The 26,654-nt window shown below is 52.2% G+C and carries 21 protein-coding genes and 1 other annotated feature; of the genes, 1 reads left to right on the top strand and 20 read right to left on the bottom strand.

Annotated elements, in window-relative coordinates; translation table 11 throughout:
- Positions 1 to 375 precede the first annotated feature (375 nt).
- From BN3772_RS17555 to BN3772_RS17585, 7 genes are all read right to left on the bottom strand, one after another.
- On the bottom strand, positions 376 to 2,283 hold the full coding sequence (locus tag BN3772_RS17555) for a beta-glucoside-specific PTS transporter subunit IIABC (protein WP_042201047.1): 1,908 nt from the start codon (positions 2,281 to 2,283) through the stop codon (positions 376 to 378).
- Between the two features lie 116 nt (positions 2,284 to 2,399).
- Entirely contained in the window at positions 2,400 to 3,233 is an 834-nt protein-coding gene (licT, locus tag BN3772_RS17560; protein WP_042201048.1) for a BglG family transcription antiterminator LicT, read from the bottom strand.
- Between the two features lie 209 nt (positions 3,234 to 3,442).
- A complete protein-coding gene (locus BN3772_RS17565) occupies positions 3,443 to 5,335 on the bottom strand; it encodes a serine hydrolase domain-containing protein (protein WP_052380563.1) in 1,893 nt (630 codons plus the stop codon).
- A 182-nt stretch (positions 5,336 to 5,517) separates the two neighbouring features.
- The gene (locus BN3772_RS17570) at positions 5,518 to 7,902 is read right to left on the bottom strand and encodes a phosphoketolase family protein (RefSeq protein WP_209443665.1); all 2,385 of its coding nucleotides are present in this window, start codon (positions 7,900 to 7,902) and stop codon (positions 5,518 to 5,520) included.
- A 394-nt stretch (positions 7,903 to 8,296) separates the two neighbouring features.
- Positions 8,297 to 9,019, bottom strand: a complete 723-nt coding sequence (locus tag BN3772_RS17575; RefSeq protein WP_042201049.1) for a GntR family transcriptional regulator — start codon at positions 9,017 to 9,019, stop codon at positions 8,297 to 8,299.
- 169 nt (positions 9,020 to 9,188) lie between these two features.
- Complete coding sequence (locus BN3772_RS31555) at positions 9,189 to 10,229, bottom strand: methyl-accepting chemotaxis protein (RefSeq protein ID WP_052380564.1); 1,041 nt, start codon at positions 10,227 to 10,229, stop codon at positions 9,189 to 9,191.
- 12 nt (positions 10,230 to 10,241) lie between these two features.
- Positions 10,242 to 11,273 (bottom strand): FIST signal transduction protein, encoded by a 1,032-nt coding sequence (locus BN3772_RS17585; protein WP_042201050.1) that lies wholly within the window; start codon positions 11,271 to 11,273, stop codon positions 10,242 to 10,244.
- Positions 11,274 to 11,548: 275 nt separating this feature from the next.
- Here BN3772_RS17585 and BN3772_RS17590 point away from each other — a divergent pair, with 275 nt between their 5' ends.
- Positions 11,549 to 11,734 (top strand): hypothetical protein, encoded by a 186-nt coding sequence (locus BN3772_RS17590; RefSeq protein ID WP_042201051.1) that lies wholly within the window; start codon positions 11,549 to 11,551, stop codon positions 11,732 to 11,734.
- A 644-nt stretch (positions 11,735 to 12,378) separates the two neighbouring features.
- Here BN3772_RS17590 and tyrS read toward each other — a convergent pair.
- From tyrS to BN3772_RS17655, 13 genes are all read right to left on the bottom strand, one after another.
- Entirely contained in the window at positions 12,379 to 13,641 is a 1,263-nt protein-coding gene (gene tyrS, locus BN3772_RS17595; protein ID WP_039878439.1) for a tyrosine--tRNA ligase, read from the bottom strand.
- A gap of 168 nt (positions 13,642 to 13,809) precedes the next feature.
- Positions 13,810 to 14,036, bottom strand: a binding site (T-box leader).
- Between the two features lie 69 nt (positions 14,037 to 14,105).
- Positions 14,106 to 15,896 carry an allophanate hydrolase gene (atzF, locus tag BN3772_RS17600; RefSeq protein WP_042201052.1) on the bottom strand — a complete coding sequence of 597 codons (1,791 nt, stop codon included), beginning with the start codon at positions 15,894 to 15,896 and terminating at the stop codon, positions 14,106 to 14,108.
- 5 nt (positions 15,897 to 15,901) lie between these two features.
- Entirely contained in the window at positions 15,902 to 17,536 is a 1,635-nt protein-coding gene (locus tag BN3772_RS17605) for a PucR family transcriptional regulator (protein WP_042201053.1), read from the bottom strand.
- A 15-nt stretch (positions 17,537 to 17,551) separates the two neighbouring features.
- Positions 17,552 to 17,983: a cupin domain-containing protein gene (locus BN3772_RS17610; RefSeq protein WP_039871350.1), complete on the bottom strand. Its 432-nt coding sequence runs from the start codon at positions 17,981 to 17,983 to the stop codon at positions 17,552 to 17,554.
- 24 nt (positions 17,984 to 18,007) lie between these two features.
- Positions 18,008 to 19,078: a cyanuric acid amidohydrolase gene (gene atzD, locus BN3772_RS17615; RefSeq protein WP_042201054.1), complete on the bottom strand. Its 1,071-nt coding sequence runs from the start codon at positions 19,076 to 19,078 to the stop codon at positions 18,008 to 18,010.
- Positions 19,078 to 19,830 carry an ABC transporter permease gene (locus BN3772_RS17620; protein ID WP_042201055.1) on the bottom strand — a complete coding sequence of 251 codons (753 nt, stop codon included), beginning with the start codon at positions 19,828 to 19,830 and terminating at the stop codon, positions 19,078 to 19,080. The genes atzD and BN3772_RS17620 overlap by 1 nt, the downstream gene beginning before the upstream one ends.
- Positions 19,827 to 20,648, bottom strand: coding sequence for an ABC transporter ATP-binding protein (locus BN3772_RS17625; protein WP_052380565.1), 822 nt, complete (start codon positions 20,646 to 20,648; stop codon positions 19,827 to 19,829). Before BN3772_RS17625 ends, BN3772_RS17620 begins: the two co-directional genes overlap by 4 nt.
- Positions 20,649 to 20,659: 11 nt before the next feature.
- Entirely contained in the window at positions 20,660 to 21,670 is a 1,011-nt protein-coding gene (locus BN3772_RS17630) for an ABC transporter substrate-binding protein (RefSeq protein ID WP_042201056.1), read from the bottom strand.
- Between the two features lie 63 nt (positions 21,671 to 21,733).
- Positions 21,734 to 22,417 (bottom strand): biuret amidohydrolase, encoded by a 684-nt coding sequence (biuH, locus tag BN3772_RS17635; RefSeq protein ID WP_042201058.1) that lies wholly within the window; start codon positions 22,415 to 22,417, stop codon positions 21,734 to 21,736.
- Positions 22,418 to 22,761: 344 nt separating this feature from the next.
- Positions 22,762 to 23,562, bottom strand: a complete 801-nt coding sequence (locus BN3772_RS17640; RefSeq protein ID WP_052380566.1) for an ABC transporter ATP-binding protein — start codon at positions 23,560 to 23,562, stop codon at positions 22,762 to 22,764.
- Between the two features lie 32 nt (positions 23,563 to 23,594).
- On the bottom strand, positions 23,595 to 24,719 hold the full coding sequence (locus BN3772_RS17645) for a taurine ABC transporter substrate-binding protein (protein WP_244444774.1): 1,125 nt from the start codon (positions 24,717 to 24,719) through the stop codon (positions 23,595 to 23,597).
- Between the two features lie 30 nt (positions 24,720 to 24,749).
- Positions 24,750 to 25,640: an ABC transporter permease subunit gene (locus BN3772_RS17650; RefSeq protein ID WP_244444775.1), complete on the bottom strand. Its 891-nt coding sequence runs from the start codon at positions 25,638 to 25,640 to the stop codon at positions 24,750 to 24,752.
- A gap of 79 nt (positions 25,641 to 25,719) precedes the next feature.
- Positions 25,720 to 26,628 (bottom strand): LysR family transcriptional regulator, encoded by a 909-nt coding sequence (locus BN3772_RS17655; protein WP_042201059.1) that lies wholly within the window; start codon positions 26,626 to 26,628, stop codon positions 25,720 to 25,722.
- Positions 26,629 to 26,654 lie beyond the last annotated feature (26 nt).

Raw genomic sequence — 26,654 nt, forward strand, 5'->3', positions numbered from 1 at the left:
TTGGACTTCCGGCCGCTGTTGTCTGCAGATTTCTTGATTTGATACCGCTGTTCGCGGTGGAAATCCGCAGACAGCTTATGCTTCCGGAGCAAGCTTTTCTGCGAAAAGCTTTCAGGCGGTCGCTAACGCTCCTACAGTTCCAAAATTCTCCTCCGCCACTTTTCCCTTAATTTAGGTTTTCAAGATCAATCTATATAATATTTTTTGTAAAAAGTGCTCTGTATCTGCTGCGCCTCTAATACATTCCTGGTTAGTACTACAAAATTGATCTAATTGCCCGGGAAATTCCCGATTTTGGCACGTCAGGCACGGATTCGGGTCCGTCTACTGTAGTCTATTGATACTGCCCACAGGTAGCAGCGTTTAGCACCCAGCCTACAGCTCCGCCCGCACCACCGGCTCACCAAAACCAACCGGTCCCAGCTTAATCGGCAGAATCTGCTTGTAGTCTGCAGTGTTCGTAACAACCATCGCGGTAGTAATATCATAGTTCTGGGCAATCTGCTCCAGATCAAAGGTAAGCAGCTTGTCGCCGGCCTGCACCTGATCACCGGTCTGCACATGTGCTTCGAAGAATTGTCCGCGCAGCTTAACCGTATTGATGCCGACATGGATCAGCAGCTCCATACCGCTGTGGTCACGGATGACCATGGCATGTTTGGTTTTAAATACATTCATTACTGTACCGCTGACCGGAGATACCAGCTCACCCACTGTCGGCACAAAAGCAATCCCCTTGCCCATCAGCTCGTCACCAAAGGTAGGGTCGTTGACCTCTTTTAAAGGAATCGCTTTACCTGTCATAGGTGCGTATGCTGTGCTGTCTGCAGTTGCGGAAGCTGCTTCAACTTCTACCGCTGCCGGAGCCGCAGACTGCGGAGCCTCATTAGCCGGTTTGGCTGCAATATTACCGGAGATCTGTGCAGCGTCATCCGCCTCTTCCTGGAATCCAAGCAGCACTGTAACGACAGCGCCGACTACAAAGGCAATAACCATCCCGCCAAAAGCGTACCAGAACGTCTGGCCGACCAGTCCCGGAAGACCTGGAATACCGCCGTTACCGGCAAGTGCGTAAGCCTTGGCTCCAAAAGCCAGCGCGAAGCCGCCCCCTGCCGCACTACCAATCATCGCCGCGATAAACGGCTTTTTGTATTTCATATTTACACCGTACATCGCCGGCTCGGTAACACCCATAAGCGCGGTGAAGCTGGTGGAGAGTGCTACGGATTTCAGCTTTTTATCTTTTGCCCGGAAGAATACGCCCAGTGTTGCACCAGCCTGTCCCATATTGGAGATATAGGTCAGCGGCAGGAATTTGTCGAAGCCAAGCGTAGCCAGATTGCTGATGATAACCGGAACCAGCGCGTAGTGCATACCCGTCATAATAATCAGGGCCATTGCGCCCCCGAGGACGATACCGGAGATCAGTCCGCCTTCATTCAGCAGCCAGTTAATGCCGCCGGACAGGCCGTCGCCGATAAAGGTTCCCAGCGGTCCGATCGCAATCAGCGTTACAGGAACCATAATAAGCAGTGAAATTAACGGAACGAGCAGCAATTTAAGGGATGGCGTGATGAAACGGTCCACCGTCTTTTCCACATAAGAGAGCAGCCATACTGCCAGCAGGATCGGAATAACGGATGAAGCGTACGATACCGCAGTAACCGGAATGTTCAGAAAAGCAACCGGATTACCGCTCGACATTAACACCCCCATGTCCGGATACATCAATGACGCACTTACTCCAACCGCAATAAACGGATTGCTCCCGAATTTCCGGGCTGCGCTGAAGGCAATCAGAATCGGCAGGAAGTAGAACACACCGTCACCGATGGCGGAGAGAATCCGGTACGTATCCGTTCCGGTTGTCAGCCATTCCAGTGTTACGAACAGAGCCAGCAGACCCTTGAGAATACCTGCAGCTGTGATTGCCGGCAGCATTGGCGCGAAGACGCCTGCGATCGTTTCAAAAATCTTCAGGATGACGTTCTGCTTCTTTCCATCCTTTTTTTTGCTGCCCTCGCCGCTTTGCTTGAGCGCCGGGTAAGCTTTTACCATCTCATCAAAGACCTTCGGCACATCGTTACCTATGATGACCTGGAATTGCTCGCCTGAGATGTTGGTTCCCATGACCATATCCAGCTTTTTGAGCGCAGCCTGATCGGCCTTGCTGTTGTCTTTAAGCTCAAAACGCAGCCGGGTTACACAGTGGTACACCGAGTTGACATTGTCCACCCCGCCCACGGACTGGACGATTTGCTGTGCTGTTTCCTGATGTTTCATCTTACTTCCCCCTATTTTTGGCAACTAAAAAACCCGAACGAACACACAGTCTCCGCGCCTTCGCGCGTGCCGTGCCTCATCCGGGTTTTGCCTGATTGAACAGTAACAAGCCCTTGTTATTTACTTTTCATCAGCCGCTCCAGATGCAGTGTCAGGTAGAGCTGCTCGGAATGCGTCATGACATAATCATAGTTTTTGAGGATAAACGTTTCGATCTTGATGATGCCTTTGAAGGTCTCCGGGTAATTCTTGCGGACAACCTCGTACAGATATTCCTCCGTGTCATCATGACTGGAATGGGTAATGACCCGCTGGCAGAAATATTTAAGATGCGTAATGAACCGGAAATAGTTGACGCTGTCCTCATCCAGATCCACACTGAAATGATATTTGATGATGTTCATAATCTCCTGCAGCAATTGCATCAGATGCGTCACATCGTTCATCGAATCATTGACTTCAGCATTTATGAAATGAAGCGCAATATTGCAAATCTCATCTTTCGGAAAATCTATCCCCAGCCGCTCCCTGAGAATCGTCAGCGCTTCCTTGGCCACATCGTACTCCGCCTTATAGAAGTGCTGCACCTCCCACGACAACGGGTTACGGACAATCTGGTCCCGCGCCATCCGCTGTACAGCAAAGTTAATATGATCTGACAGGGATACATAAATCCCGTCGCTGATCTGCTTATTCAGCTGCATGCGCGCCAGACTGACAATATCATCCGTCACCTGCAAAATTTCAATCGGCACCTCGGTAACAATCGCCTTAAAGCGCTCGTAGATGGAGGAGTCCTGCAGACGGAAGATTTTTTCAATCCGCCCCTCATCGATCGTGTCGCCTGCACGGAACTGGAAACCGATACCCCGGCCGAGGATAAGCAGCTCCTGGTTCTTGTCATCAAGCGTGCTGACGATGTTGTTGTTAAAAATTTGTTTGATGATCACTATAAACCCACCTGTGTTTGAGGAATCAAAAAAGGGCAAAACAACAATGGACATGACAGAATCATTTCCACTGTGGTTTTGCCCGCATTACCGGTAACAAGCCTCGGAAACAATTTAACACAAGCTGAAAACGGTGTCAACCACTCTTCAAAAAATCTGCAACCTAATTTTAACCAGCCGCAGTCTGAACTATACATCCGCCCTACATACTAAAAGTACAAATCCCACCCGATGATCAGCGCGCTGAACAATACCGCCGACAGCCCGGACAGCACGTACAATACTTTTCTCACTCTTCTGCTGTCCGAGCGCCGCAGCTTCAGGAGAAGCATTACTATGTATCCGGCGGTCAGCAGACAATAGAGAATGTTTATTATTAGATGAACTCTAACTGTAGCGTAGGATGTTAAGCCAATATTACGATAGGCCAGAATAACAATATTCAGAACCAGAAGCAGACTGGAAGCATTGATTATTAAATGGTACTTTTCCAAGCCGGGTAACGATCCGGCCATTCTTTTGAATGTACGTCTACTGAAGTGCAACAATCCGTTAATAAGTGCAAACAGGGTATACGTTATCCCAAGCACAAGAGCAATCAGCGTAATTCTTACACTATACAAAGCCAGACCTGTCAGGCGAAAATAATCACTGCTCTGAATAGAAAGCTTTTCAACCTCGCCCTGATCATTTCTTACAAAGTATTCATTGGCCGACCAGTATACCTTAGAGTATGCATCCGGTGCAAATTGGCTGGAGGGCTGTTCATTCCAGTTATACGTGCGGTTATTTACAGCAACAATGTCCGCCGTATTAAAGTAGGCATACATCTTCCCGAAGCCGTGAACTGCCCGCCGTGCCGGAAGATAGGTCCCAGCGACCTCAGTAGTGTCCGGCAGCTTACCGCTGTAAGTCTCCGGTCTATAGGTGCCAAAAACGATGTCAACCAGCCCCGTAGTAAATTGCCCTTCATTCTTCTGATTCGTCATCACGATCATCCCGAATTCAGAGACAGGGTCAAACACAAAATTGCTTGTAAAAGCCGTCGTATTGCCCCCATGCTCCAGCGTGCGGACTGCGTGTTCGTTTACGAGAAAGCCGTGGGCAATCCTTGCCATATCAGTGCCTTCATACATCAGGCTTGGAGTCAGCATTTCCTCAAGTGTTGCATTACTCTGAAACAGCGGGCTCGTGCTGTCAGCTGGCGGGACAATCGCGGCCATGAACTTTGCTGCATCTGCCGTTGTTCCGAGTGCAGCCCCTGCCGGATAAATACTGATAGGCAATTGATTCTGCCGTATCAGCTCCCGTTCTGATGAATAGCCCTGAATCCTGTCCCTTGCAATGCCGGCTGCCAGATTATCCTGCTGTAACGGATGAATAGAGGTATGCTCCATACCCAAAACACTAAAAATATGCTCATTAACATATGTATAAAACGACTGGCCGCTCTGCAGCTCAACAATATAGCCTGCCAGCGCTGCACCGTAATTGGAATAGGCTACTACTCTACCCGGTTTGTAAGCTTGTCGGGGTTCAAAGATCCGTAGCGCCTCAGCCAGATCAGGGACATCTTTTTCCTGCAAGAAATATAAACCTGTGTACTGCTCCTGCCAGCCAGCATTGTGATTCATCAGGTTAAGCAGCGTAATCGGCTCATCATACTTCAGCTTCTTTAGGAAGCCTTCCGGCAGATACTCGCGGATATCTGTCTGCAGTTCCAGCTTTCCCTGCTCTACCAGCTGCATGACACTCGTCCAGACCAGTAGCTTCGTCACTGAACCCCATTCAAATACCGTGTCTGTATCAGCGGCGGTATTATTTTCAACATCCGCTAAGCCGTAGGCTTTGTTTAATATAATGTTACCGTTCTTAACTATTGCAACAGATACCGCTCCAGTCGTCTCCATACGTGCAGGAGTCATATAAGAATCAATAACGGTTTCCAGTGAAGACAGCCTGATTCCGGAAGGGCTCTCATCATTGGCCGGCACTTCTCCTTCTGCCGCATAGGCAGGAACTCCGGCAGACAGCAGTAATAACATAGCCATCAGACAAATAACCGGCGGCTTAAATAAGGCAAACAATCTTTGCATATACATGTACAGCCTCCTTTTGTAACGCTGGTATAAGAGTTAATTAATCCCATAAGTGCGTATAACTGCTACTACGGTCATTTGGGACATTCGGTGCAAGATTTTACTTTAATCGCAAAATGCTTAATTATCCGCAAAAAAAACCTGCCCCCGGCAAGGGAGCAGGCCTTCAATCCAATATACAAACCTTATTTCAAGCCCTTCCAGACCCAGCTTTCAACCTCCGGCAGGTCAATGCCTTCTTCGCGGATAAAGGCATTGTGCTTCTTGACCATAGCATCCATTTCAGCCGCAATAGCAGAATGCCCGGCAGACTCCGGCAAGCTCAGTACAGCTTCCTTAGTCAGATCGAAGCGGTCCATCTGGTTCAGCACGCGCATATCGAACGGAGTGGTAATGTCGCCGTTCTCGCGGTAGCCGTGCACATGCAGATTGTGATTGTGACGGTCGAAGAACAGGTCCTTGATTAGGCCTTCATAGCCGTGGAACGCGAAGATGACCGGTTTATCTTTTGTGAAAAATTGATCAAACTCTTCGTCGGACAAGCCGCGCGGATCAAGCTTCCGGCTTCTCAGCTTCAGCAGGTCCACTACGTTGATATAACGGATTTTGAGCTCAGGCAATTTCTCATTGAGGATAGAGATAGCCGCCAGGGCTTCAATCGTTGGCTCTGTACCTGCGGAAGCAAAGACCACATCCGGCTCGCCGCCCTTGTCAGTGCTTGCCCAGTCAATAATCTTCAGGCCTTTATCAACCAGCTCCTGCGCTTCTGCTACACTGAACCACTGCGGACGCGGATGCTTGGAGGATACGATCAGGTTGATCTTTTGGCGGTCATTCAGCACAGTGCCGAATACAGCCAGCAGGGAGTTCGCATCCGCCGGCAGATATTCACGGATGAATTCTGGTTTTTTATCAGCCAAGTGGCCTAAAAGACCCGGATCCTGGTGAGTGTAGCCGTTGTGATCCTGCTGGAATACAGTCGAGGTTGCCACAACATTCAGGGACGGGATATCGGCGCGCCAGCCCTGATCGGTTGCCTTGCGCAGCCATTTGAAGTGCTGGGTAATCATCGAATCCACCACACGCAGGAACGCTTCATAGCTGTGGAAGAAGCCGTGGCGTCCAGTCAGCACATAGCCTTCCAATAAGCCTTCCGCCTGATGCTCCGACAACTGGGAGTCAATAACACGGCCGTAGGAAGCCAGGAATTCATCATTTGGTTCAATAACCTGATCCAGCCATTGGCGTTTGGTCACTTCGAACACAGGTGCCAGACGGTTGGACATCGTTTCGTCCGGTCCGAAGATCCGGAAGTTACGGTTAGGCTCATTACGCAGGACTACCTCTTTCAGGTATTTACCGAGAACAGCCATATCCTGTGCCACCACTTGACCCGGAACAGCATTGTCCAGCGCATAGTCGGCAAAGTCAGGCAGATTCAGGTCCTTGATCAAATTGCCCGCATTAGTAACAGGATTCATTCCCATACGTCTGTCGCCGGTAGGCAGGATTTCAGCAAGTTCAGCATTCAGGCGGCCGTTCTCATCGAACAGCTCTTCCGGTTTATAGCTGTGCATCCAATCCAGCAGCGCCGGAGCATGCTTCATATTCTTCTGGTCCACCGGAATCGGCACCTGATGGGCACGGAACGAACCTGTATTAGGCACGCCATCCCACTGCGCAGGTCCAGTCCAGCCTTTAGGGGAACGGAAGACGAGCATCGGCCATACCGGACGGGTAAGGTCGTTATGTTCACGCGCATTTTTCTGAATAGCTGCAATTCTTTCAACGATAGTATCGAGGACCTTAGCCATTTCCGGGTGCATTTGTTCAGGGTCTTCGCCTTCAACAAAGAACGGCTCCCAGCCCATGCCTGTGAAGTAGGCGGTAATTTCTTCCTTCGATTGACGGGACAGGATGGTCGGGTTGCTGATCTTGAAGCCGTTCAAGTGCAGAATCGGCAGCACAGCGCCATCGGTTACAGGGTTGATGAAACGGTTGGAGAACCAGGAAGCAGCCAGCGGTCCGGTCTCTGCTTCACCGTCTCCGACAACTACAGCCGAGATCAGATCCGGGTTATCCAGAATAGCTCCAGCGCCGTGGGATAAGGAATAACCTAGCTCTCCGCCTTCATGAATGGATCCCGGAGTTTCTGGAGCAGCATGGGAAGCTACGCCGCCAGGGAACGAGAATTGCTTGAACAGTTTTTTGAGACCAGGGATATCCTGGGTAATTTCCGGGTAAATTTCGGTGTAGCTGCCATCCAGATAGGAGTTGGACACCATAACCTGGCCGCCGTGGCCCGGTCCTTCTATATAGAACATATTCAGATCATATTTGGTAATAACGCGGTTGAGGTGAGCATAAATGAAGTTCTGGCCGGGAATCGTTCCCCAGTGCCCGATCGGTTTGATTTTAACGTCAGCATCCTTCAAAGGTTCTCTTAACAACGGATTATCCTTTAAATACAGCTGCCCTACAGAAATATAGTTCGTTGCCCGCCAGTAAGCGTCAAGCTTCTCCAAATACGTTTTTGATGAGTAATCAACACTCATGGTCGATAATCCCATTTTCTCCACTCCCTAATGGATTGTATTTATATTTGCCAATCTTTTCTCTCTACAGGTACATCATACCTCCGAAAAAAATAAATACAACCTTTTAGACAAGTGATACGGTCCAATTTTGTGAAATTTTGAACATAGTATGAAATGTGCAGGTAATTGTCTGGGAAAACACTCTACCGCTATGTCTTTCGCCAGTTTTTTACATTCAACGAAACCTAAAGGCTATTTGTTAGAGGAGGATTACTGTTATGTTGAGAACAAGTAGAAACGGCTATGCCGTCCTTCAGAGAAGGCGGTAACCGTTCCTGCGAGAAAGATAAGGATTATGGATAGCGTAAAACATATAAAAAATTCTTATATTTCAAAAAAGGCCCGGGACAATTTCCCGGACCTGCGCTTAAGTAACCGATACAAAGGTATTAAATTTCAGATATTTGTAGTGGAATCTCATATGGGAGAATTCAAGCGGAGTGCCGTTATCAAGAAAGAAAATCCCCTCCATGATGCTGACAGGCTCATTCGGCGCCAGATTAAGCAGCTCCTGGTCACCCGGCTCGGACGGTTCTGCAAACACAGACAGGAAAGATTTGGTCACCGCGAGATTGCGCGAATCCTCCAGATAATTAAAGATCGAGCCTTCGATAATTGTCTGATTGAGGTCCTGAACAATTTTGATCGGGATATAACCGGTCTCAATCATGAACGGTTCGTCGTCGAACAGACGGAGCCGGACGATCCGGTATACGAAATCATGGGGCCCGAGGAATAAATCCCGCTGCAGCTCTTTGGTCGGAGGGATGACCTCGAAATTCAGCACTTTGACTTTGGGCTTGGTGCCGTGCATCTGGAAATTGTCGGTGACTCCCAGATTGGAGCCTTCATAATTAAAGATCGATTCATTTTTTATGTACAAGGGATTGATAAAGGTGCCTGAGCCCCGTTTTTTGAAAATAATGCCGACACTCTCCATCTTGGCGAGTGCGCGTTTGATTGAGCTGCGGCTGACCTCATACGTCTCACTGAGCGTACGTTCATCCGGCAGGCGCATATCCGGGTAGTCTCCGGCAAAAATTTTCATTTTGAGGTCATCAATAATCTGCTTGTAGACAAACTGTGTCATGAAGTACTCCCTTTCAGGTCTGCTGTCACTTCGTAAAGCTTACTGTTAACTATAGCATAAACAGCGTCTCTATCATACCGACTCCCTGGCGTAATTACAGCAAAAACCCGCAGCCCGAACTCTGCCGGCTGCGGGTTTGCTGTATCGCCATTCCATACGCTGTAGCTGCTCAGTGCACGCTTTGCGCTTCATCAAGCTGCTGCAGCTGCTCTATCTGATGCAGATGGTTGAGCAGCTGCTGATAGTGATCGGCTTTTTGCTGGACAGCCATTACGAGCTTCTGGAACTGGTCGGAATCCTGGCCTGATTTCTCCAGAATACGCAGCAGGTCGCCGTTGATCTGCTCGACATCCTCCATGCTGCTCTCCTGAGATACCTGGATTTTCTCCAGATGTTCAAATACCTCTTCCTCCGCCTCCACAATCTCGTTCATATATACGGTTGACTGGCTGATCTGCCCGGCCGTTTCGGCCATCGCCCTGGTGCCATCAGCGGATTTGCTGTGCAGCTGCTCCATTACATCGGTCATTCCTGTGAGCGAGCCCATAATTTCTTTTACATGGCTGCGTGTGCTGTCGGCAAGCTTACGGATCTCACTTGAGACAACGGCGAAGCCGCGCCCATGTTCGCCTGCCCGGGCTGCTTCAATCGCCGCATTAAGCGACAGCAGATTCGTCTGCTCGGCGATTTCGGTAATGAATCTGGCAAGCTGTTCAATGCTGGTGAAATGCCGGCGCAGCTCTTCGTTCAATGTAACGAATTCCGTAAATACCGCAGATGCCTTCTGCATTTCGGCAGCAATCTGGAGGTTGGATTCCTTGGCAAATTCGATTTTGTTGGAGGAAAAGGACAGGCTGCCGTACATATCATTGATCAGATTCTCAGTCAGTCCGCTGTTCGCCTTCAGATGCTCCAGCAGCTGCTGGGTTCCGCCGACCTGGGTGATTAATTCGCCGCCACCTGCCCGCAGAGCTGCAAACTCCTCGACCATTTGTCCCTCCTGCTGAAGAATAGCCCCGGTTTCGCGGCGGATCTGCTCAGCCAAGGCATAGGCATGAATACCGTAAGATACAGGTGCAGGTACAGCAGGTACAGGTGCGGTGTCAGCTTCAGTAACTGCTCCTGCAGGTATAGCAGCTCCCGGGATCATGATCTCATGATCTGACTTTGATGTTATCCAGAAAGAGCGCAGTTTGTTAATCCATTCCATATATGATTCCCCCTATTCAACCAGCAGCAGTATCATGGTCTGGTTGGCATGCTTTTTATAATATTGCTCTCCGTAGCTGATGAAGCCTGTAGTGTTGCCGCAGAAGCTGAGCATCTTCTCATCGAACGCCGCCCACAAGTTATCCCTGGTGAACAGCTGGTCCCGCAAAGTACAGTTAATATTGAGCACAAAGGAAGGCTTGTACGGGCTTGTCTCCAGAGTCTCTTCAAGCACCGCCAGCGGATCTGCCGGATTAAGCACCTCTACATAAGTACTGGACATAATCTGACTGTAAAAAGTGACGGACTGATCGGGATTCACTGTCATCGGGGAAGATATGATCAGATCATCGGCATACCTTTTACCCAGCGGATTGCTGAGGAAATGCCGGTCCAGCTCTCCTTCCGGAACGCCAAGCGCGCGTGCATACTCCTCAGAAGCCGGACGCCCGTTGAACGAATACACGGTTCTCGCGAACACATCGGCTTCTGTAACCAGCAGCGTATTGCCGGTCGGGACATAAATATTCTCTTTAACCAGTGTGGTGCGGACAGACATGTCGAAGAATACGCCAAGGTTCTGAACACGGCGGCTGCCTATGAAGATGTAAGCCTCTCCGTTCTCATCATCCGCTGCACTCCCGCCAATAACCTTGAAATCCGGTTCAACGAAGAACAATGAGGAGAGAATCGTCTCCTCCATCCCCGCTGTTCCGTCACACAGCAGCAGCAGGAAGGCATTGGCGTTGTTTTTTACCTTAAGATAAGCGGCCTTCAGCCTGGCACTGCTCAGAACGGGCGGCTGTACAATTTCTGTAATTTCGGCGATAGAGGCATCATATTCAAAGCCGGTAACAACGCCGCTCCGGTAGCCCTCCGGAGTATACTCTCCTTTGGTCGAGCAGAGCAGAACACGCGGCGGAGCCAGCGGAGACAATTGCCGGACAGCAGCAGCCGAAGCGAACAGCACCAGGCCGCGGCGCTCACCCAGCGCTTCCAGATGACGTGTGGCTTCGTCCAATGTGTGAAACGATACAGCTTTCATTATGTATAACAACCTTTCTGTGCGGGAAGCTCCCTTATAAACTTTTCTAAAAATATTAGCTTTAATTTTTGATTATATCTTATGGTTAAACCAGAACGGCCTTGCTGTCTGTGAATTATGTCGCTTTTTGTTCTTCCGGGTCGGATTCATTTCTGTTGACGGGAGACCTTTTCATGAGGGCACCGGTTGAGCACATCGCCGAAAGCTTGTATCATGAGCTTACGGCGGCGACAGCCGAAATGATGGTCCTACTATGTAAAAAAGGAGTGTGAAGCATGACCTACTCTCAACGCTCAGCGCGCACCGGCGCTTCATCCGACTACACCTATCTGGAGGATCAGATCAGCAGGGCTCAGGATGCATTGGCACAAGCTGAACAAGCTGGTGACGCGGAGCTTGCCGGCGCCATCCGGAAAAAGCTGGCCGGGCTGGAGGATGAGCTCGAGCAGCTTGAAGACTAAACTGGAACACCTGGAAAACTAGCAGGAACAACGGGCAGACTAAGCTTGGGGCCTGCTAGGGAGAATAGGAAGATGCGCAGCTATATATAGAATGTTATTAAGAGGCTAACAAACCGTCTCCTGTTCCCGCCTTAGGTAAAGCGTTGAGCAGCGGATGGATCTGCCTTGCCAAAGCGCTAACCGTAGTCAGTCGTTTCGGAGCCAAATGAGTTTTAAGTGTAGTTTGTGCAATTAAAACAGGGGAATTCCGTCATTTTAAGGAGATAACTGTACTCTGTACATCTATTTTTCGCAAAAAAGCCGGTTCGGGTCGTTTTCAGCAAATATAAATGTATAGAGTACAGTTAAAACCTGCAACAAAGCTAATTAGCCTAGTTTAGTTGCAGAAAGTACAGTTATTTCAAACCGGCTCATTCATGATGCTGTGCCATTACCTGCGAAACAGGGCAAGTGCATCACCGAGAAGAAGGAGAGGCGGACGCTGCCGCCTTTATAGCGGGATTTCCCCCTCTAACAGCACCGCCAGCCGAGCAAACGAGCGGGCTTCCTTGCGACCAAAACAAAAAAGGCTATCCCCTGGTCATGCGAAATGACCGGGATAGCCTTTTTTGTTTGCTTTTGCCGCCTAACTTATCAGCTGCGGATTAAACCAGTTTTACCAGGCTGTAGTTTTTCTTGCCCTTACGGACGATGATGAACCTGCCGCCGATAGCGTGCTCAGCGGTAATATCAACCTCCAATTCATTGACACGTTCGCCGTTGATCGAGATTGCACCTTTGGTGATGTCCTCACGCGCCTGGCGCTTGGACGGCTCGATGCCAAGGTCAACCAGCCATTCCACGATATTCTTCGTTTCGTTAGTAGCGGTAAAGGTAGGCATTTCCTTGAAGCCTTCCTCAATCTCATCGGCAGTCAGGGAACGGATATCGCCGCTGAACAGCGCGGCAGTAATACGCTTGGCCTGCTCCAGCAGCTCTTCACCGTGTACGAACCGGGTCATTTCTTCCGCCAGCGCCTTCTGAGCTTCGCGCTTGTGCGGCTCGGATTCTACCTTGGCGGCCAGTGCTTCAATTTCCTCTTTGCTAAGGAACGTGAAGTACTTGAGGTATTTGATTACGTCCCGGTCATCTGTGTTCGCCCAGAACTGGTAGAACTCGTAAGGGGTAGTTTTCTTCGGATCGAGCCACACAGCGCCGCCGGCGGTTTTGCCGAACTTGGTTCCGTCAGCCTTAAGCATCAGCGGGATGGTCAGACCGAATGCTTTGGCTTCATTGCCTTCTTTTTTACGGATCAGATCCAGACCGCTTGTAATATTGCCCCATTGATCGGAGCCGCCGATCTGCAGCTGTACATCCTCATGCTTGTACAGGTGTAGGTAGTCGATCGACTGCAGAATCTGGTACGAGAACTCGGTGAACGAAATCCCGCTGTCCAGACGGCTGGAGACAACATCTTTGGCGAGCATCGTGTTGATGCTGAAGTTTTTGCCGAAATCGCGCAGGAACTCAATGACATTAATGTTCTTGGTCCAGTCGTAGTTGTTGACCAGTCGGACCTGATTGGCGTCATCCTCGGAGATAAACAGCTTCTTCATCTGCGCAGTCAGCGCATCCACATTCTCCTGTACCTGCTCCAGTGTCTGCAGGGAGCGCTCGCTCTGGCGTCCGCTCGGATCGCCGATCGTTCCGGTAGCTCCGCCGATCAGGATCACCGGACGGTGTCCTGCCAGCTGAAAGCGTCTGAGCACCATAAACGGGATCAGATGCCCGATATGCATACTGTCTCCGGTCGGGTCTACACCGCAGTACAGTGAAACCGCCTTAGTATTCGTTAATTCGCGCAGTCCTTCCGCATCCGTCTGCTGATTAATGGCATCGCGCCATTCCAGTTCATCAATAATATTCAACATGTACAGCCCCTTTGTTAGTGATCAGTATGGTTAGCGGGATACGTTGGAGGGTGAGCGCCACCCGGTGATACGGCTAAAAGTCCGCGGACCGCCAATCTCTGATTTTATGTCACACAGTCCGCCAGCCCGGCAAACGCAAAAAAAATCGCCCCTTGTCTATTCAGACACAGGGACGATTGAATTAACCGTGTTACCACCCAAATTGCACAGACAGCCAAAAATCAGCCGGTCCATACCACTCATAAGCGAGTTATCGTTCGCTTGATTCCGCTTGGCATTACCCAAGATACTCCAGAGTGTATTTCGCAGCCCTCGTGTGTACCGGGTTCCATCACCCCCCGGCTTTCTGTGACAGGGACTAAGCTGCTACTGCGCTCATTCAACGTATACAAACTATAAGATTACAGAAAGTATAGCCAATTCACAATTTGTTGTCAATCCGGCCGGTAACCGGATTAATATCAGGCATAACGCCAGCCGCCGCTGGCCGTTATATTTTCCGCTTCTGCCTCGGCATAGCCTTCACAGATGAATCCTATAACCTCACTTCCGTCCTCAAGCTCCACCTTCCCAAGCCCCAGCGGCGCGGGAATCAGGGCTGCAAATGCGCCGACCGATTGAACCGGCATCTTCCATAGCTCAAGCTGAATCGCTGCTCCCCCTTGAGCTTTCTTAATCAGCCCGGGCTTGGCAGGAACAGTCTGCAGTCTGATCATGTCATAGCAAGGCGCCGTTCTCGTCTCACGCCAGAAATAAGCGCCATGGCCGGTCATCTGCTTCTCGAGCGGATAGCCCTGCATGTGCAGGCCGCAGACGGCGATTGTTGTATATTGCTGTACAGCAGTCGGTATCGCTATTTCCTCCGTTTCAGCCGCTCCAACTGGCTCCGTATCCTTCAGCCCGGAATCTCCCAGGTAATGCCTTGCCATTCCTGCCAGCAGATGCTCGCTGTCCGCCAGCGCGAATAAAGTTATTCCGAACGGCAAATCCTGCGCTGCTTCTCCGGCAGGAACGGCCACTGCAGACAGATCAAGCAAATTGCAGTGATTGGTGTAGCGGCCCATCTCCGAATTGGCGCCGACGGGATTCAGCTCCACCTGCTCTCTGGTCCAGGTTCCTCCACAGGTGGGCATGACCAGCACCGCATCCTGCAGCAGCTCGCGGGATTTAGCCTTGTACTCCTGCAGCCGGTGCATGGCCTGGAACAAGCTGGAGGCTGTATGCCGTTCCCCGTTTCCTGACGATAAAATCTGTTCTGTTACAGGAAGCACAGCGGCGCGGTTATTCTCAACAAATGCTCCCAGACCGGCCCAGCGCTCTGCCACCCAGGGACCATCGTACAGGATGGATGCCGCTTCGAAGAACATCGTACAATCCACGTATTCTATTGGAATACCCAGCTTCTTCAGAAATTCGCCTGCTGCCTGCCAGGCCAGCCGGTATTCCTCCTCATGAGGGCCATAGAAGCCAAGCGGCTCTGCCGGGAACAGCAGTCTGGCAGGACGACGGTCCGCCTGCCGGGGGATGCTGCGGGACCAGGGATCGGAGACATCCAGGCCGCGTACCTGCCGGTCAACCAGCAGCGCCTCCTCGAGGCTGTTCGCGAACACCGTGACACAGTCCAGGCTTGCGCACGCCGGGACTACTCCCAAGGTGGGCCAGGCTCCCAGGCTGGGCTTATACCCTACCAGACCATTCAGTGCCGCAGGCACACGCCCCGATCCGGCAGTATCCGTGCCAAGCGAGAAGACTACCTGGCCGCGTGCAACAGCAACTGCCGAGCCGGAGCTGGAGCCGCCGCTGATATATTCCGGTCTGAGCGCGTTATGCACAGCCCCATGCGGGCTTCTTGTGCCGACCAGTCCGGTGGCGAATTGATCCAGGTTGCTTTTGCCTACAGGAATCGCCCCGGCACCGACTAAGCGCTCCACCACAGAGGAATGTCTGTCCGGTATATAGCTGAATTGCGGGCAAGCAGCTGTGGTAGGGAAGCCCTGCACATCTATATTATCCTTGACTGCAAACGGAATTCCCCAGAGCGGATACTCCTCGATGTCCCTATGGCTTATTGCCTCCAGATAAGGCTGTATCCGCCCGTAATCCGGCGGCTCAATCCAAATGTTCAGCTCCAGATCCTGCTGTGAACGCCGGATAATCTCGCGGATAACCTTTTCCGGCGTGAGTGCTCCGCTTCTGTATTGGTCCCGCAGCCATCCCGCAGACAGCTTGAGCGGCAATTCGGCCATAGCCATATCTTTCATCTCCTATTCTGTGGGTTACGCTGCTTCTCATAGGGCCTCATCTCATGCAGCTTAAGGGCCAACTGAAGCTCAAGCATATCGTCCCCGTCATCTGAGTTCAGGTTCAGCAGCTCACAGGCACGTTCAATCCTGTAGGTCACGGTATTATAATGCGTGAACAATGCGGCTGAGGTTTTTTTTACATTGCGGCTGTTCTTGAAGTACTGGGTTAGCGTCTGCAGCAGGGATACGTTGTGCTTGCTGTCGTAATCCAGCAGGGGAATCAGATACTGATCCCGGTAATCCCGGATTTCTTCAAGCTCCGGCAAATGGTACAGCAGCCTGAAGACGCCCAGCTTTCTATAATCTATGAACGGTTCACGGAAACCGCAAATCTCACGGATATGATAGATCTTCTTCGCTGACTCATAGCTGAAATGCACCAGATCAGGGCGGCTGACCTTGTCTCCGATACAGAAGACAAATGTATCCTTGGCACAAACCGCACTAAGCTCCGTTAGCAGGCGCTGCAGCGTATCAGACAGTAGGATGTCCCCTCGATCAGCAATCGTGACCGCAAGCTCGCCTTCAATGATCGTCATTTTCACATGCTGTAAATCCGGCCTTGTTCTGATTCTCTTCACGGCCTGCTGCAGCTGCTTCACCTCAGGCCTCATATCCAGCCAGCCGACCACTGCTGCAGTCATTGCCAGATCAGGCAGCGGACAGCCGCAGGCCTCTGCTCTCAGCTTGAGATCCTCACCAGCCACAATTCTGCCGCTGATCCAGTCCTGCAGGAACTGGTCCACGTACTTCAGCTCAACTTCTCTGCGGGCATTCGCATTGATCATTTCCAGTCCGACCAGAACGCCTACCCGGTCTATAGTCAGCTGATCGACCATAGTCAGCTCCTGGTTCCATTCGAGCAGTATAAGCAGGCACTGGTTCATCTGCTTGTCATTGACTGCAGACACATAAGCCCTGATCCGCCGTTCCCCAAGGGTAATGAAGCAGATACCCAGACCCGCCTCATCCCTGAGCTGAAGCCAGACCGGTGACTGGCGGTGGAATTTCAGCTCCTCCGCCTGCGGTGAGCAGAACAGATGGTCCATATCATCCAGAAGCACAATCGGATTGTGCAGCATCCCGTCCAGCGAGCGCAGAAAATCCTCAATGCCGTCACCATGCAGCAGCTGCTTCGACAGCTTCTGAAACCGGCTCTGGAGCTGGGAGAGCTCCCTGGCCTCCTGAACCAGCACCCGCTCCATGATATCCCTGACTACATCAGAGAATGATGTGGACGAGGGCAGCTCAAAAATCGGGAAATCCAGCTGGTCGGCAAGCTCAAGCGCCCTGGCCGGAACCTCATCAATAAACCGTTTGGTTTTGATCCCAAGGGCGGAGACACCCTTCTGGTTCAGCTGCGGAATCATGTCTGAAATCAAATCCGGCTGGTCACGGAAGGGGAAGCCGCTGGTAATCAGGAATTCCCCCGGCCGGACCCAATCTATGACATCAGGAACCTCCATCACATTTACGCGATTTATGTAACGGTGCAAACCGCCCGCTCCGGCAAGCACTACTGCCTCCTTAAGATCGGGAATCAACAGGATGTCGCTGCAGGTCAGACCTGTGATTACATTGTTCGCCATGGGGCTCCGCCGCCTTTACTTTAGCTTTGAGGAATAGATATCTTCAATAATGGTTGTGCCGAAAAAGGAGTTTGGAGCTACCTGATCTTCTGCCGGCAGAAAAATGCTGATCTGCTCGGAGGGCGAATCCCCGGCATTGGCTACCGAATGGACAACGCCGGCCGGCACATGAAAGGTATCTCCGGCCCGGTAGCTGGTCCACTCGCCGCCGCTCAGCAGCTTAACCTCGCCTACGGTAATATGAATAATCTCCACCACGTCGTGATAGTGGGGAACCACCTGCCCGCCGACACCGAGCTTTTCCCATAAAATAGAGCTCATCCGTATCCCCAGCTTATCCGCCTGCGCCGCAGAGACAATCTCCCGGTGATACAGCTCGATATGGTTAGGCATCAGCTCCCATGTCATTTCCTCTGCCGTCAGAACCTCGGTTTCCTGTGTAAGCATATGTCATTCCTCCATAAGATTCATTTATTGATTTCTGCGGAATACGGCCGCCACCGGCCCTCCGCCTGCCGGACCCTGATGCTCCCCGCCGCCGGATACATAGATCATCGGATCTCCGCATACATAAGCCAGAACACCGCCGACAACAGCACGGGCATGCCGGGTATGGTTGATATCTGAATCATCCAGCATCGTATGACGCCGTTCCCGCACATAGCCGGAAGGGTCAGCTTCCGCCTTGGCCAGCACCTGAATCAGCTCATCTCCGGCATGCCGGTCGATCATGCGCTGCAGCGCCGCTCCGTCAATGGAGTCCTTCATAACATCATGGTCAATATAATAAGGACCCTCCGCTGCGGAAGAATTACCGAATACAATGATCTCACAGCAGGAAAGCTCACTCCCGGCAGACGTCGAAGCAACCGCGCTGTACAGCTCCCAGTTCACACAGATTTCTTCATCCCGGAGCTCCTCCCGGCTGATTTCCCCAAGCGCCACTGCAACGCCGAGGGCGGAAGCGCCTCTGGAATACCCCATCGACTTATAGGTATCCTCAGTCACAAGCTCAGCCTTTCTGCTATGGGCTTCATGCATTTGCTCCGCAGTCAGAAGCGGGCATTTAATCTGTACAAAATGCACATCCTCCGCAGACGCAATACCGGCATCACGGACCGCATGCGATACCGCTTCAGCCACTGCATCCACCTGGCTCAGGCGCCCCAGCTCCTCCGGCAGGAAATTCCTCGTTCTGGAGACGCCAATCGCGAGTGATTTCAGCCCAAGCCCGGCCTCTGCCGTCTCCGGCGAGCCGCTGCGGCTCATTACGGTGAAATGCGGACTCAGTATGCCCTCCGTGCCCCCTGACATGATATAGGACACAGCCGGCCGGCTGTCTGCGGAATAGGAAGCGAAAAACTGCTTCAGGGCCATCACCGCGTATCCCCGGGTAAAATCGTTGACACAGCCGTTGCCCTCGGTCTTGCCCAGCACGGCAACTACATGTGCAGGGTCGATAACCCCGGCCTCTATAGAGGCCTTAAGGCCTGACATATCATGCGGAGCACCGGCAGGCACTTTTATAACGGAGCATCTCATCACAGATCATCGCTCCTTGTCCAAAAGATGACTTTCTTCTCCAGCAGTCCGACACACCAGAACAACAGCAGTCCGCAGGCCGCCGAAGCGATAATCGCCGAGAACATTACCGGAGTATCCATATGATAGGAAGAGACCAGAACAACGTATCCAAGCCCTTTATTCGCACCGACGAATTCGCCGACAATAGCTCCGACAATCGCCAGGGAGGTTGAGATTTTAAGCGCAGAGAAAATATATGGCAGACTTGTCGGCAGGCGCAGCTTCCAGAAAATTTCCCACTTCGTCCCTTTATAAGTAGAAAACAGCTCCCAGGCTTCATATTCAATCGCCTTAAGTCCTTTGACACTGTTCACCAGTATCGGGAAAAAGCAGATCAGCGTGGACGCCACTATCTTGGAGGAATATCCGGTACCCAGCCACACCACCAGCAGGGGGGCCAAAGCCACAAGCGGTGTTGTCTTAAGGGCAATAGCCAGCGGAAAAGCGCCCTTCTCAATCGGTTTGGAATGTACGAAAATAACGGCTGTAACAAATCCCAGAATGTTGGCCAGCATAAATCCGGCCAGGGATTCCATCAGGGTAACAAGCATATGTGAGCCTAATGAAGCTTCAACCGCTGATAAGACCGCTGTGGGAGCCGGCAGCAAATATACAGGAATGGAGAAGAGGCGTACGGCCAGTTCCCAGAGCAACAGAAACCCCAGGCCGAATCCGAGCGGATACAGGCTGTCTTTAAGCTTGGCTGTCATAAATGCTTCACCCTCTTTCTCAGTTCCTTGACCGTATAGTGGAATTCCGGCAGCTCTTCCATCCCGGCCTCCCGCGGCGAGGGCAGCGGAACCGGGATAATATCCGTAACTCCGGCGGGCCGGGGCGACATCATCACTACCCGGTCAGACAGCAGCACCGACTCCTGAATCGAGTGTGTAACCATTACGATGCTGCTCAGGCTGGTTTCGGGACTCTCCCATAGACGGAGCAGCTCGAAGTTCAGCTTTTCGCGGGTTAATTCATCCAGGGCACCAAAGGGCTCATCCATTAATAGCACCGCCGGATCAGCTGCCAGCGCCCTGGCGATTGCCGCCCGCTGCTGCATGCCGCCGCTCAGCTGATGCGGAAAATGATTCATGAAATCCTGCAGGCCTACCAGGCGCAGTGCGCTTTCCGCCTTCTCCCGCGCTTCCTGCTTCGTGAACTTTTTCTTGTTGCCGAGCTCGAGCGGAAGCGTGACATTCTGGAGTGCCGTAAGCCAAGGCATAAGCACCGGCTTCTGAAAGACCATGCCCAGCGACAAGTCGGAGGAAGCATAGGTGACCATCCCTCCCTTGTCGGGACCCAGCAGCTGAAGCATCAGCCTCAGCATGGTCGATTTTCCGCAGCCGCTCGGCCCGAGTATGGAAATGAATTCATTCCGGTATACATCCAGATTCACCCGGTTAAGCACCTGCACCTCTCCGAAGGACAGGGAGCAGTCTGATAACGAGAGCATCACTTCACGCTCTTTGGATTTCTGTAAGGGACGATGCTCTGCCATGAAGCTCTTCTGCTCCTTAATTACCGCCGTCATAAGACCGCCTCCTATTCCAGGTATTCGTTCGTAAACAGTGACTTCAGATCCTGCTCTTTCTTCACAAAGCCAAGCTCAACCAGACTTTTCTGCAGGGTACCCCATGCCTCTTCCTCTGTCGATCCGAGCGGCAGCTTCTCCGGCTCCAGGAGCGGAATACTGGCTTTCATCATCGCCACCTCATGCTCCAGATCCAGCTTATCTCCGTACTTCAAACCGAATTCCGCCGCTTCCTCCGGATTCTTCAGGGCATAATCCCAGCCTTTCATGGAAGCCTGCACGAAGCTTTTTACGAGCTCAGGGTCTTTTTCAATGACAGATTCAGTAGTAAACAGCGTATCCGCATAGAAATTGATGCCGTAGTCATTCGGATCAATAATGTTCACCTCTTTGCCTTGCTCCTGCACAGCCAGCACTTCATTGATCACGTACCCCGGCCATGCCTTCACCTGACCTGTCAGCAGCGGGCTGAGATCATATTTAATCGGCATTTCCTCAATTTGAGAGGTTTCGATGCCTGCGCTTTTCTCCATCGCCCGGAACGTCAGCTCCTCATTGCCGCCCAGCTTAATGCCCACCTTCTGGCCGACAAGATCCTCCATAGTGGAGATACCCGATTCTTTGAGCGCGAACATTACAAAGGGGGTTTTGCGGTAAATCGTTGACACGGCCTTGACCGGCACTCCCTTTTCACGGGCAATAATAATCTGGTCCGCTCCGGTTACCCCGAACTCTTCACTGCCGGAGGCAACCATCTGCACCGACGGAAAATCCGATCCGCCCGGCCGTATCTCCACATCCAGTCCGGCGTCCTTGTAGTAACCCTTCTCCACAGCGGTGTAAAAGCCGGCAAACTGGGCCTGATGAATCCATTTCAGTCTCAGTACAACCTTCTTGAGCTCCCCGGAATCCTCCTGGCCGTCAGCCTTGATGGTCTCCCCGGAGCCGGAGCCGCAGGCGGTAATCAGCAGCATAAGTGACGATAACAGGACGAGCATTGCTTTTTTGGACATTTTCCACATAGGATATTCCCCCGTTATGATGTAATTGTAATGGTGAGTAATACTGTTCGGCCGCGCGGCAGTCTAATACTGCTCCAGTGCTTTGAGGACCTCTGCAGAATGGCTGACGCTCCCGAATACGCCTCCCTGCATTTTGACCATTTCCAGTGCAGCCTGATGATTGCGGGGATCAGTAGCTCCTGTGCAGTCCTCCAGGATCAGACATTCATACCCCCGGTCGTTCGCCTCCCGCATAGTGGTGTGGACACATACATCGGTTGTGATGCCTGTAAGAATCAGATGGGTGATGCCCCTGTTCCGCAAGATTAAGTCAAGATCCGTTGCATAAAAGCTTCCCTTGCCGGGCTTATCGATGATAAATTCCCCGGGTGCAGGCGCAAGCTCCTCAATAATCTGCCAGCCGCGTTCGCCCCGGACAAGGATCCGTCCCGCAGGACCAACAGACCCGATCTCCGCCCCGATTTGTCTGCTGCGCCACCGTTTGTTGGCAGGCAGATCGGATAAATCCGGCTTATGCCCTTCCCTCGTATGAATGACGGTGAAGCCTTCAATACGGCGGATACGCTCAAGCAGCTGTTGAATAGGCTCAATCGCCCTGGCTGTCAGGGATAGGTCGTAGCCCATCTGCTCCACGTATCCTCCCTTACCGCAGAAGTCGGTTTGCATATCGATAATCATGAGTGCTGTCCTCCGGGGATCCATGGCCCCGTCGTAAGGCCACACATAAGGTGATGCTGTGATCTGCATAATATCGTTTCCTCCCCTAAATAAGCACATTATTTATGTTAGTTTATATAACACTTGTGTTCATTTATTTCTTATGAGTTAGATTATATTACAACAAAACTAATATGTCTTCGTTTTTATTACAAGATTATCATCTTTTGTTTCGTATTTTTCTATAAACATCACTCATTAAGTTATATAAACTAACACAAAATACCTGCCTATGTACAGTTTTTGGATGAATAAGGAATATGAGGTATGGATGCGGCTGCCCCCGAACGCTGTAGCTGTTAATCAAACAGCAAAAAAAAGCCGTCCAGGACACCAGGTCCGGACAGCTTGCTGCAATCTCTTCACTTCACGCTTCAAATCAATGTATTCACGCCATCCATCCGCGCCAGCAGATGCTCCCGCAGCCTGCTGTAGTCAGCGCTGCTGCGTATTCTTGCAAATGACGGATCTGCTGCACCCTCTGTAAGCGGATTGGCGAAATCCTCCACCACTCTGCCCGGGTCAGGGTGCATTACGATCAGACGGCTGGACAGGAGCAGCGCTTCATCCACATCGTGAGTGATGAAGAACATGCACTTGCCTGTTTTGTGCCAAATCTCCCGCAGATGCAGCTGCATATTTTCACGGGTCAGGGCATCGAGTGCGCTGAAGGGCTCATCCAGCAGAACAATTTCCGGGTCGGTGGCAAGCGTACGGGCAATTGCCGCACGCTGCTTCATCCCGCCGGACAGCTGGTGCGGCAGCAGCTTTGCAGATGTTTCCAGTCCCATCAGCTCCAGAAAATAGGCCACCCGTTCCCTGCGCCGGGCTTTGGAGATACTCTGCATCCGCATGCCGAACTCGATGTTACGTGCCAGGGACAGCCACGGAAACAGATTGGCCTGCTGGAAGACGACACCTACCCCCGGATCGGGCCGGGTATGCCGTTTGCCGTTAATGGTAACCGTGCCCCGGGTCGGCCGCAGATAACCTGCAAGGATGTTCAGGAGCGAGGTTTTGCCGCAGCCGGACGGGCCAAGGACAGCTACAAATTCTCCGGGTTCCAGCTTTAGGCTAACGTTCTGCAGCACCTGGCGCTCCGACGCCCCTTTGCCGTAAGTCAGCCCGATTCCGTCCAGCAGAATCCCCTGATCCGGCTTTTCTTCATAGATCACTAGGGCTCCCCCCCTTTCCTGCTGCAGATTGTTTATTCTGCAGAATACAGATCATTGCGCAGTGCCTTCTGATATACGGATAACTCCGGCGATTCGGTAATCGATTTCTGCTCCACCAGGAAATCAGCGGTATCCTTCAGCAGCTGGCCGAACGCGCCCGGCTGACCGGGAGTCCCCATATATTCTGGCGCTGTCTGCTGCGAAGCATCAAGCACAATAATTTCGTTCATCGCTTTAAGGGTGGCTTCCGGGGTCAGTCCCAGCTCCGCAGATAACGCCTCTGCCGATTCCTGCGGCTGGTCACGGTAGAGCTTAACCGCCTCATCCAGCACTGAGATATATCCTTTGACCACATGCGGATATTTGGCGATAAAGTCATTATGGACGACGCCGAATTCACCGGTGATTCCGCCTTTGGCTGCAACCTCGGCAGAGCTTATAATCACCTTGCCGCCGTCTTCTGTCAGCTTCGACTGGCTCGGCTGCCAGGTGTATGCACCGTCAATATCGCCGCGCTGCCAGGCGGCTACAATGTCCGGAGCCTGCATATCAAGGATGGTAAGGGTAGCCGGATCAATGTTCTCCTGCTTCAGAGCAGAGAGCAGACTGAAGTGGGAGGTGGAGCCGAAGGTAGTGGCAATGGTGTGCCCCTTCAGCTCCGCAAGCGAGGCAATCCCCGAGTCACTCTTGACGACAAGTGCTTCGCTCTCACCGATTACATCATGGATATAATAGACCTGATCCGGCAGTCCCTGGGCAATACCCGAAGCGCCGGGCGGCGTGCCGAGCAGGCCGAAATCAATGCCCCCGCTGGCAATCGCCACATTCACATCACGGCCGGAGTCGAACTTCAGCCAGGAGACAGTGACATCCGGATATTTCTTCTCCAGCAGACCCAGCGCTTTGGCCAGCAGCTCCCCGTTCGGGGATACCTGGTAGCCGATGCGGATCTCCTTCGGCAGCTCCTCCGCCGCATTGTCCGGCTTGGCAGTAGCGGTATCCGCAGCAGCCGTACCGTCCGCCGCTTCCTTCGCTTGCCCCGCGTTCTTGCCGCTGGCCTGATTATTATTGCCGCAGGCGGAAATCACCAGCAGTACTGCCAGCACCGCCAGCAGCGGGGTGAACCTGAATAATGTGAATGCGCGGATTTGTCTCAAAGCATTCCTCTCCCTTTTGAATATATAGTATTATTGCTCTGTCCACGGCGAGACACGCCGGATCAGGCTGCGGATTACAAGATCAATAGCTATGGCGATCAGCGCCATAATGATAATGCCCAGATACATGATGTCACTCCGTAAAAACTTGCTCGCATCCAGCACCAGCCAGCCGATGCCGGATACAGCAGCGACCATTTCAGCGGCTACCAGTGTGGCATAGCTTACACCGACAGCCGTGCGCAGCCCGGTCAGAAGCTCCGGGAGCACCGAGGGGAAGATAATGAACGCATACAACTTCCAGCCCTTAGCGCCCAGCGAACGGGCACCGTTAATCCGGTCGGGACTGAGCCGCTGGACGCTGAATACCGCCGTGATAAACAGCGGGGCAAACGCACCGAGAAACAGCAGCAGCACCTTGGACACATCCGTGATTCCGAACCACAGAATCAGCAGCGTGTAGTAGGCAAGCGGCGGCAGCGGGCGGTAAAATTCAATAAACGGGTCCACGATTGCCCGCAGCACACGGAACCGGCCGCAGAGGATTCCCAGCGGAACCGCTGTGGCAAAAGCCGCCGCCAGCGCCAGAAACAGCCGCCGCATACTGGTGCCGATATGGTTCAGCAGCGTCTGTCCTTTGTAGCCGTCGCGGATGACATCCATGAAGGCGGACCATACAGTCTGCGGCTTGGGCAGGAACAGCGGATTGACCCAGCCGAACGTTGCGGCGCACCACCACAGCAGCAGTACCGCAAGCAGGGAAGCGGCGGAGATTCCGCGGTACAGCCATTCCTTTGATATTTTCCCGCCAGCACCTCTCCTTGCAGCAGCCGGTGCAAGCCGGTCCTCCCCGTTCTTTAGCGGCACTGCGGCCTGTGCCTGTGTGTTGCTCTGCATATCAGCATCTCCTTTATGCTTCATTCAAAAAGGCCTGCCGCTCAGCCCGGGCATACTTCACCCGTATGGCTGAGACAGCAGGCCTCCGGTTGTCCGGTCAGCTCTACCCGATAAACTCAAACATTGCACAAAAGGATTTGATCGTCTCCATCATTTCTTTTTCTATCAGGGACAGGTGATGCCGTTTGGTCCAGGCCAGAACGATCGATACATCCAGCTCGGCACCGGTAATTTCAAGCGGAACAATACTGCCCTTATTCACAAAATAATCACTCATAAATTCAGGAGCAAAGGCTGCGCACAGGTTCTGCGAAATCACTTTTTCCAGCATCGGAAAGCTGTCCAGCCGGTAAGCCACATTACATTCCCCGTAACCCCCAAGCAGCTCGGAAACCCAGCAGTCAGTAGCAAATTCCGTATTGTATAACACCAGGGGCTGAGCCATCGCCTCCTGCAGCGTAATGCTTCCGCCAGCGGCCAGCTCCGACTCCCTGCTGACCAGCAGCACCAGCCGGTCCCTGAACAGCTCCCTGAAGAAAAGATCCCGTTCGCCGCCCGGGCTGCAGCTTTTCATCACCACGCCGAAATCCGCTTTTCCCGCCGCAATATCCCGCAGGTTGTTATTGGACTCCCCGACCTTCATCAGCACATTCACATTGGGATGCCTGTATTTGAACGTTGTCAGGGCATTAACCATAATCGTGTTGCTGATGAACGGCTCTACCGCCAGATGAATGCTTCCGGTCATACTGCGTGTATTCTCCTCAGCAAGCGCTTTGATATCCTCAAGCAGATCAATGGCCTCCATAGCCTTGGCGATGACAGCCTGTCCGATTTCTGTAGGATGCACGCCCTGATTGGTCCGCTTGAACAGCGGAACCCCCAGCTCAACCTCAAGCTTAGATACCGAGGAGCTGAGTGCTGGCTGTGATATATAGGCGCGTTCAGCTGCCGTCGAAATGGACCCTGTCTGGGCAATCGCCACAATATGATAGAGCTGCTCCAGGCGCATAAGCGTCTTCCTCTCTCAACGTAATA

Origin of the sequence: Paenibacillus camerounensis (genome assembly GCF_000723885.1) — a bacterium.
Classification (GTDB): Bacteria; Bacillota; Bacilli; order Paenibacillales; family Paenibacillaceae; genus Paenibacillus_AQ; species Paenibacillus_AQ camerounensis.